This is a genomic window from Thermoanaerobaculia bacterium, assembly GCA_035717485.1.
In the GTDB taxonomy this organism is placed as follows: Bacteria; Acidobacteriota; Thermoanaerobaculia; order UBA5066; family DATFVB01; genus DATFVB01.
Genome location: DASTIQ010000196.1, coordinates 1 through 7,588 on the forward strand (window position 1 = coordinate 1; position 7,588 = coordinate 7,588).

Consider the following 7,588-nt stretch of genomic DNA (forward strand, 5'->3'; position numbering starts at 1 on the left):
CGCCGCAGATACGCGAGCGCCCCGATGTGGTCTTCGTGGCCGTGCGTCAGAAAAACGCCCGCGACGCTCTCGCGCGAGAGCGGAGAGAAGTCCGGGACGACCCGATCGACGCCGATTCCCGGGAGCAGCTCGTCCCCGAAGGAGATCCCCGCGTCCACGACGATCGCGCGCCCGCCCGCCCGGATCGCCAGGCAGTTCTTCCCGAATTCGCCGAGTCCGCCGAGGTGCGTGAGTTCGACGTCGCTCAAGGCCGCTCGTTCTCCCCCTCGGGCCCCGGACCGGCCGCGGCGAGCGCCACGAACTCCTCCGGCGAGAGCTCCTCGGCGCGAGCGGTGGGCAGCCTGCCGATCGACGCCAGAGCCCGCTCCCATTCGCGGCGCGATCCGCCCGCGGCGAGCGCGTTCGGCAGCGTCTTCCGGCGCGACTGGAACGCGCGCGACGCCAGGGCGAGGAGACGATCGAGCGCGACGCCCGGGACCGGAGGCGCCTTCGGGCGGAGACGCACGACGGCGGACGTGACTTTCGGGCGGGGCCGGAACGCGCCGGGCGGCAGGTCGAAGAGAACCTCCCCGTCGGCGAAGAACGCCGTTTCGAGAGAGAGGTAACCGTAGTCGTCGGACCCGGGCCGGGCGACGAGCCGCCGCGCGACCTCTTTCTGCACGGTCGCGACGATGCGCGAAACCGCGCCGCGCTCCCGAACCGCCGCGCGCAGGATCGGCGTCGCGACGTTGTACGGGAGGTTGCCGACGACGACGGCCGGCGGAGCGAGCCGGTGCGCCGCCAGTCGATCGCCGATCGGCAGGTCGAGCGCATCGCCGGTCTCGACGGCGACGTTCCCGAGCGGCGCGAGCTCCCGGGTCAACGCGCCGGCCCGGAGCGGGTCGATCTCGATCGCGAGCAAGTTCCCGCCGGTCCGGGCGAGCAGGCGGGTGAGCGCCCCGTCGCCGGGGCCGATCTCGACGATCGACTCCCCCGGAGAGACCGCGGCCGCGGCGACGATGCGCGCGGCGGCGGACGGGTCGACGAGAAAGTTCTGCCCCCACCGGCGGAGCGGGGGGAACGGCGATGCCACGCGCCGATTCTGCGCCGCGGCCGGGGACCGGTCAATGTGGCGCGCCGGCGACGAAAAAGCCCCCTCCGCTCGCTCCAACCCTTTGAGATCCCTGGACAAACGCTGGCACCGGGGTTGCGTGATCTCCGCCTGCTTGGAGCCGTCGACGATATTGGCCCTTCCGGGGCCGGGGTTCGGAGAACAGCGGGAGAAGCTCGCGGAGCTCCGCCGCGCCGTCCACACCGCGCTGGTCGGCCAGGAGGCCTTTCTCGACCGGCTCCTGATCGGGCTGCTCGCCCGCGGACACGTCCTCGTGGAAGGCGTTCCCGGCCTCGCCAAGACGCTCGCGATCCGTGCGGTCGCCGGCGCGATCGACGCGACGTTCTCCCGGATCCAGTTCACTCCCGATCTCCTTCCGGCGGACCTCACGGGGACGCTCGTCTTCCATCCCTCGACCGGCGAATTCACGCCCCGCCTCGGGCCGCTCTTCGCGAACATCGTGCTCGCCGACGAGATCAACCGGGCGCCCGCGAAGGTCCAGTCCGCGCTCCTCGAAGCGATGCAGGAGCGGCAGGTCACGCTCGGCGACGGGACCCACGTCCTCCCCGATCCGTTCTTCGTCCTCGCGACGCAGAACCCGATCGAGCAGGAAGGGACGTATCCCCTCCCGGAGGCGCAGGCCGACCGGTTCCTCCTGAAGTGCCTCGTGCGATATCCCTCCCGCGAGGAGGAGCTCGCGATCCTCGATCTCGCCGGCGCCGGGATGCCCGCGCTTCCCTCCCCCGTCGTCTCGCCGGCGGATCTCGACCGCTCGGCGCGGACCGTCGCGGAGATCTACGCCGATCGCCGCATCCGCGAGTACCTCGTCGCGCTCTGCGCCGCCACGCGGGCGCCGAAGGACGAGGGCTTCCCCGAGGCCGCCGGATGGATCGCGTACGGCGCCTCGCCGCGCGGCTCGATCGCGCTGCTGGCGGCGTCCCGGGCCCGGGCGTTCCTCGAAGGAAGAGCGTACGTCGTCCCCGAGGACGTCAAGGCGATCGCCCCCGACGTGCTCCGGCATCGCCTCGTCCTGACCTTCGAGGCGGAGGCGGAGGGGATCCGCGCCGACGACGTGATCGCGCGGCTCCTCGTCCGGGTGCCGGTCCCGTGAGGGACGGCGGCGATGCGGCTCCCGTTCTTCCCCGCTGAACGACCGCGGCGCCGGCGCGGCCGGACGCTCGATCCGGCGGACCTGCTCCGCCGGGTGGAGCGGATCGCCGTCGCGTCGAGGCGCCGCAGCGAGAGCACGCCCGCGGGCGACTACCGCTCGCTCTTCCACGGCCGAGGCATGGAGTTCTCCGAGGTCCGCGAATATCGCCCCGGAGACGAGGTCCGCGCGATCGACGGGAACGTCACCGCCCGGACCGGCTTTCCGCACGTGAAGCTCTTCCGCGAGGAACGGGACCGCACCCTGCTCTTCCTCGCGGACCTGTCCGCGTCGGAAGACTTCGGATCGGGGTTCGCCACGAAGCGCGATCTCGCGGCGGAAGCGGCGGCCGCGATCGCGCTCGCCGCGGCGGCGCAGCGCGACCGCGTCGGGGCGATCCTCTTCACGGACCGGGTCGAGAAGATCGCCCGCCCCGCGCGCGGAAAGGCCCACGCGCTGGCGATCGTCCGGGACATCCTCTCGCGGCCCCTGGAGGGCTTCGGGACGGATCTCGCCGGCGGGATCGCCGCGGCGCGCCGGATGCTCAAGTCGCGCGCGCTCGTCGTCCTCCTCTCCGATTTCCGCGCCGGGGGGTGGGAGCGGGAGCTCGGCGCGCTCGCGCGGCGGCACGACGTCGTCGCGCTCGCGCTCGGCGACCCGGCGGAGAGGGCGTTTCCCGCGCGCGGCCTCCTGCGCCTGCGCGACGCGGAGACCGGCGCGCTCGGGCTCGTCGACGCCTCCTCGCCCGCGTTCCACGCCGCCTGGCGGGCCGGAGCGCCCGCGGCGGCGGCGCGGGCGGCCTGCGCGCGGGCCGGAGTCGATTTTCTCCCTCTCGACACGGCGCGCTCCCCGTCCCGGTCGCTCGACGCGTTCTTCCGCGCGCGCCGGGGAGGGAGGCGATGACCGCCTCTGCCGCCGCCCTCCCCGTCCGGGTGACCGTCGGCCAGCCGTTCCGCGTGACGCTCGTTCTCGACGCTCCGCCGCGTTCGGCCGTGTCGCTCGTCAATCCCCCGTCGACGCCGGAGCTCTCGCGCCTCGCCGTCTCTCCCTGGACGGCGAGGCGGGAAGGCGCGGCGGGATGGCGCCTGGAGCGGGTCGAAACGTGGGCCTCCTTCGTGCCCGGATCGTCCCCGTCGCTCCGCTGGCGATACGCGATCCGCGCGGCCGGTTCGCCGGCCGCGTCGGGCGAGCTCGCGACGCCGCCGGTCGCCGTCGCGTCGGTCCTTCCGAAAGGAGGCGCTTCGCCGGAAGCCGCGCCGCTCCGCGCCCCCGTGACGCGGCCCTACGTGCCCTGGCAGATCCCCGCGGCGCTCCTCCTCGCCGCCGCCGTCGCGGCCCTCTTCGCGATCTTCTTCCGCCGGCGCCGCGCCGCGCCGTCGCGCGTCCGGAACGCGGACGAGATCTTCGACGGCGAGCTCGACCTGCTCGAGAGCTCGCTCGCCCGCTCCGTCCCGGAAGACACGTTCTACGACTGGCTCGCGGAGATCACGCGGTGGTACCTCGAACAGAAGCTCGCGTTCCCGGCGACCCGCCTGACGTCGGCGGAGATCGCTTCCCGGCTTCGCGCGACGGAGGCTCCCGGCTCCGCCGACGATGCGGGCAACGTCTTTTCCGTCTGCGACGGGATCCGGTTCGCCCGGCGCGAGCACCGGCGCGATCTCGCGCAGGAGGCGATCGCGGCGGCGCGCCGCGCCGCCGCGGCCATCCGCGCGGCGGAACACCCCGAGCCGGAACGGAGGAGCGCATGATCGGGTTCGCGCGCCCGGGCGTCCTCGCGCTCCTCGCGCTGCCGATCCTCCTCGCCGTCCTTCGCCGGCGCGCGCGCGGCGCCTCGGCGATCGACGTCCCGGCCGCCGCGGCGGCGCGCCCGACCCCCGCGGCGCGGATGGCGGGGCTTCCCTCCCTCCTGACCGGACTCGGCCTCGCGAGCGCGATCGTGGCTCTCGCCGGGCCGAGGCGCCCCGTCCGCCGGGCGATCTCCAGCGCCCCCTCGACCGCGATCGCGGTCGCGCTCGACGTCTCGGGGTCGATGGCGGCGGAAGACTTCCAGCCGAAGAACCGCCTCGACGTCGCGCGCGGCGTCGTGGCCGAATTCGTGCGCGGCCGTCCCGACGACCCGATCGCGCTGCTCGCCTTCGCCGGCAACGCCCGGACCATCTGTCCCGCGACCGAGGATCACGACGCCTTGCTCGCTCTCCTCGCTCCCCTCGACGGCTCGAAGTTCGCCGACGGTACGGCGATCGGGAACGCGATCGCGACCGGCGTCGCCCGCCTCAAGGCCCTCCCCGCGAAGAGCCGGGTGCTCGTCCTCGTCACCGACGGGGGAAACAATGCCGGCCAGATCGATCCCGACACCGCCGCGGGGATGGCGGCCGCTTACGGAATCCGGGTTCACGCCGTCGCGGTGGGAAAGGGGGGCCGCGTTCCGATCCCCGTCAGCGTGCGCGATCCCGAGACGGGACGGGTCGTGAAGCGGCGGATCGAGGCGAACGTCGAGGTGGACGAACCGCTCCTCCAGAGGATCGCCAGGACCACGGGAGGCCGGTTCTTCCGGGCGACGGACGCCCGCGCTCTCCGCGACATCTTCTCGGCGATCGACTCGCTGGAGAAGAGCCCCGCGCCGCGCCGGTGGGAGGTTTCGTGGAAGGACCTGTCGAAGGCGCCGACGCTCGCCGCGGCGGCGCTCCTTCTCGCCGGAATCGCCCTCGGCTCGGGCCCCCTCCGGATCGAAACGGAGGCGGCGTGATCTGGGCGGAGCCGCGGTGGCTCTGGGGAATCGCCGCCGCGGTCCTCGTCGCGGCCGGAGCGGACGCCGCGCGGAGCCGGGCACTCCGTACGGTCCGGCGGCTCGACCCGGCCTTCCGCCCGCGGCCGCGATGGCGGGTCCTCCTTCCGGCGGCGGGAACGGCGCTCCTGGCCGCCGCGCTCGCGCGCCCGCAGTGGGGTTTCCGCGCCGTGCCGTCCGCCTCTCCGGAGACCGACGTCGCGCTCCTGCTCGATACCTCGGGATCGATGCTCGCGCGCGACGCCGCGCCGGACCGGTTCGGCGCCGCGCGCCTCTTCGCGCGCGATCTCCTCCGCCGCCTGGCGGAGACGGCGCGGGTGGCGGTCGTCCGCGTCGAGGGAGACGGGGAGGTGGTCTGTCCGCTGACGCTCGACCGGGCCGCCGCGGAGAATGCGCTCGAAGAGCTCTCGACCCGCGGCGCCGCCGCGCCCGGGTCGGATCTCGGCCGCGGCATGCGCACCGCTCTCGCGCTCCTGTCCGCGCGTCCGTCCCGCGTTCGCGGGATCGTGCTCCTCTCCGACGGCGAGGACCTCGACGCCGGACTCCGGGAGGCGGCGGCGGAGTGCCGGCGCCGCGGCATCGCCGTCTCGGCGGTCTCGGTGGGAACCGAAGCGGGAGCGGCCGTGCCGTCGCGAACCGGCGGGATCCTGACGGAGGACGGCTCGCCGGTCGTCTCTCGCGCCCACCCCGGCGACCTCGCCGCGCTCGCTCGCGACTCCGGCGGCAAGTTCGTCCTCGCCGGCGATCCCTCCGGCGCCGCCGCGCTCGCGGCCTCGTTCGCGGGCGGGACCGCCGCGGGCGGCGGGGGCGCGCCCGTGCGGGAGCCGATCTCCCGGGGCGCCTGGCCTCTGGCTGGGGCGGTCGCCGCGTGGGCCGGGTGGTGGACGCCCCGCCGGGAGGCGGAATCGTGAGGTCCGCCGTCGTGGCCGTTTCGCTCGCGTCGGCGTTCTCGATCTTTTCTCCCGCGCGCCGCGAAGCGAAGGAAGGAACCGCCGCCTATCGCAACCGGAAGTACGAGGATTCCGCGCGCCGATTCGGCGAAGCGGCGCGGCGGGATCCGAAGGACCCCGCCTGGGCCTTCGATCTCGGCACCGCGCTGGGCGCCGCCGGCAAGCGCGACGAGGCGCGCGCTCCGCTCGCCGGCGCCGCCCGGGGAGGAGACCGCGCCGTGGCGGCCGACGCGCTCTTCCAGCAGGGGACGCTCGACCTCGGCGGCGGCGACTACCGGTCGGCCGTGGAGCATCTCCGCGACAGCCTGCTCCTCGACCCCTCGCGCGCCGACGCGAAACGCAATTACGAGATCGCCTGGCGCAAGCTCCAGGAGGGCCCGCCCCCGCCGAAATCGTCCTCGGGATCTCCCCCGCCGTCCGGCCCGAAGAAGGAGCCGAAGGCCCCGTCTCCTTCGTCGCCGCGGCCGGACCAGGAGTTCGAGAAGCGCGCCGGAATGACCCGCCAGGAAGCGGAGGCGCTGCTCCGGAGCCTCGACGCCGAGCAGCGGCAGCGGGAGAAGACGTCGCCCGCCGTCGGGGGGAGGGACTGGTGAGGCGCGCCGCCGCCGTTCTCTCGGCGGTCTTTGCGGCCGCCGTTCTCTTCGGCGGCCGGGCGGCCGCGGCGGACCTCCCGAGCGCGACCGCGACGCTCTCGCCCTCGGAGCTGTCCGCGGGCCAGACGGCGGTTCTGCAGATCGAGGTGAACGGAAGCTTTCGGGTCTCGACCGCTCCCGTCCTGCCGCTGACGAATCTCACCGTCGTCGCCGGACCGTCGCTCGAGAACCGGTTCGAATGGATCAACGGGCGGAGCTCCTCCCGAACGGTCCTCGTCTACCAGGTCCGCGCGGGCAAGCCCGGGCACGCCTCGGTCGGCGCGATCCGCCTCGTGGACGGTTCCGGCCGCGCCGTGACGACCGCGCCGATCACGGCGGAGATCCGGAACGGGATCGGGGCCGAGGAGCCGGCCGCCCCCGAAACGGGCGGCGATCCCCTGCTCGTGAGCCGTCTCGATCCGCCGGCGCCGTACGTCGGCCAGCAGGCGGTGTGGACCCTCTACCTGGTCACGCGCGGCCAGGCGGAGCGCGGAGAGGTCGAATCGCTCCCGGACTTCCGGGGATTCTGGGCGGAGGACCTCGAGCGGGAAGGAAACGTCCAGCCCCAGGTGTGGAACATCCGCGGCACGCTCTACCGCGCGTATCCGATGATCCGGAAGGCGCTCTTCGCGACGCGTGCCGGGCGGATCTCGATCGGGCCGGCCCGGGCGCGCGTCTCCGTGCGCTCGAGCGTGTTCGACGTCTTCGACTCGCCGTTGGCCGACGCCGCTCCGATCGAAAAGGAATGCGCTCCGCTCGCCGTCTCGCCGCGCCCGTCGCCGGACCCGGGACTCCCGGTGGGGAAATTCGCGCTCAAGCTCTCGCTCGACCGTCCGCGCGTCGCCGCCGGCCAGGCGGTGGCAGTCACGGCGCAGCTCTCGGGAGACGGGCGGCTGGCGGATGTCGCCGCGCCGTCCCTCACGGTCGCGGGCGCTCGCGTGTCGGAGCCCGAGACCCGGCTCTCGATCCGGCGCACCACCTCCC

General features: G+C 74.4%; 9 protein-coding genes. 7 read left to right on the plus strand and 2 right to left on the minus strand.

Annotated features, from left to right (window positions below; genetic code table 11):
* Positions 1-248, minus strand: a 248-nt coding sequence (locus VFS34_10440; GenBank protein ID HET9794871.1) for an MBL fold metallo-hydrolase, incomplete at its 3' end; no start/stop codon positions are given.
* On the minus strand, positions 245-1,072 hold the full coding sequence (gene rsmA, locus VFS34_10445; GenBank protein HET9794872.1) for a 16S rRNA (adenine(1518)-N(6)/adenine(1519)-N(6))-dimethyltransferase RsmA: 828 nt from the start codon (positions 1,070-1,072) through the stop codon (positions 245-247). The genes VFS34_10440 and rsmA, both read right to left, overlap by 4 nt.
* Before the next feature lie 151 nt (positions 1,073-1,223).
* Between rsmA and VFS34_10450 the strand changes: the two genes are divergently transcribed.
* The 7 genes from VFS34_10450 to VFS34_10480 form a co-directional block, all read left to right on the plus strand.
* Positions 1,224-2,201 carry a MoxR family ATPase gene (locus VFS34_10450; protein ID HET9794873.1) on the plus strand — a complete coding sequence of 326 codons (978 nt, stop codon included), beginning with the start codon at positions 1,224-1,226 and terminating at the stop codon, positions 2,199-2,201.
* Positions 2,202-2,213: 12 nt separating this feature from the next.
* Positions 2,214-3,140: a DUF58 domain-containing protein gene (locus VFS34_10455; protein HET9794874.1), complete on the plus strand. Its 927-nt coding sequence runs from the start codon at positions 2,214-2,216 to the stop codon at positions 3,138-3,140.
* A complete protein-coding gene (locus VFS34_10460) occupies positions 3,137-3,985 on the plus strand; it encodes a hypothetical protein (GenBank protein HET9794875.1) in 849 nt (282 codons plus the stop codon). The genes VFS34_10455 and VFS34_10460 overlap by 4 nt, the downstream gene beginning before the upstream one ends.
* Positions 3,982-4,983 (plus strand): VWA domain-containing protein, encoded by a 1,002-nt coding sequence (locus tag VFS34_10465; protein ID HET9794876.1) that lies wholly within the window; start codon positions 3,982-3,984, stop codon positions 4,981-4,983. Before VFS34_10460 ends, VFS34_10465 begins: the two co-directional genes overlap by 4 nt.
* Entirely contained in the window at positions 4,980-5,933 is a 954-nt protein-coding gene (locus tag VFS34_10470; protein ID HET9794877.1) for a vWA domain-containing protein, read from the plus strand. Before VFS34_10465 ends, VFS34_10470 begins: the two co-directional genes overlap by 4 nt.
* The gene (locus VFS34_10475) at positions 5,930-6,565 is read left to right on the plus strand and encodes a tetratricopeptide repeat protein (protein HET9794878.1); all 636 of its coding nucleotides are present in this window, start codon (positions 5,930-5,932) and stop codon (positions 6,563-6,565) included. Before VFS34_10470 ends, VFS34_10475 begins: the two co-directional genes overlap by 4 nt.
* A partial coding sequence (locus VFS34_10480; protein HET9794879.1) for a BatD family protein occupies positions 6,562-7,588 on the plus strand: 1,027 nt, incomplete at its 3' end. The genes VFS34_10475 and VFS34_10480, both read left to right, overlap by 4 nt.

Bases quoted from the DNA above. Each gene is read 5' to 3' on its own strand.
- VFS34_10455 (HET9794874.1), top strand. From the start codon at position 2,214: ATGCGGCTCCCGTTCTTCCCCGCTGAACGACCGCGGCGCCGGCGCGGC.
- VFS34_10460 (HET9794875.1), top strand. From the start codon at position 3,137: ATGACCGCCTCTGCCGCCGCCCTCCCCGTCCGGGTGACCGTCGGCCAG.
- VFS34_10465 (HET9794876.1), top strand. From the start codon at position 3,982: ATGATCGGGTTCGCGCGCCCGGGCGTCCTCGCGCTCCTCGCGCTGCCG.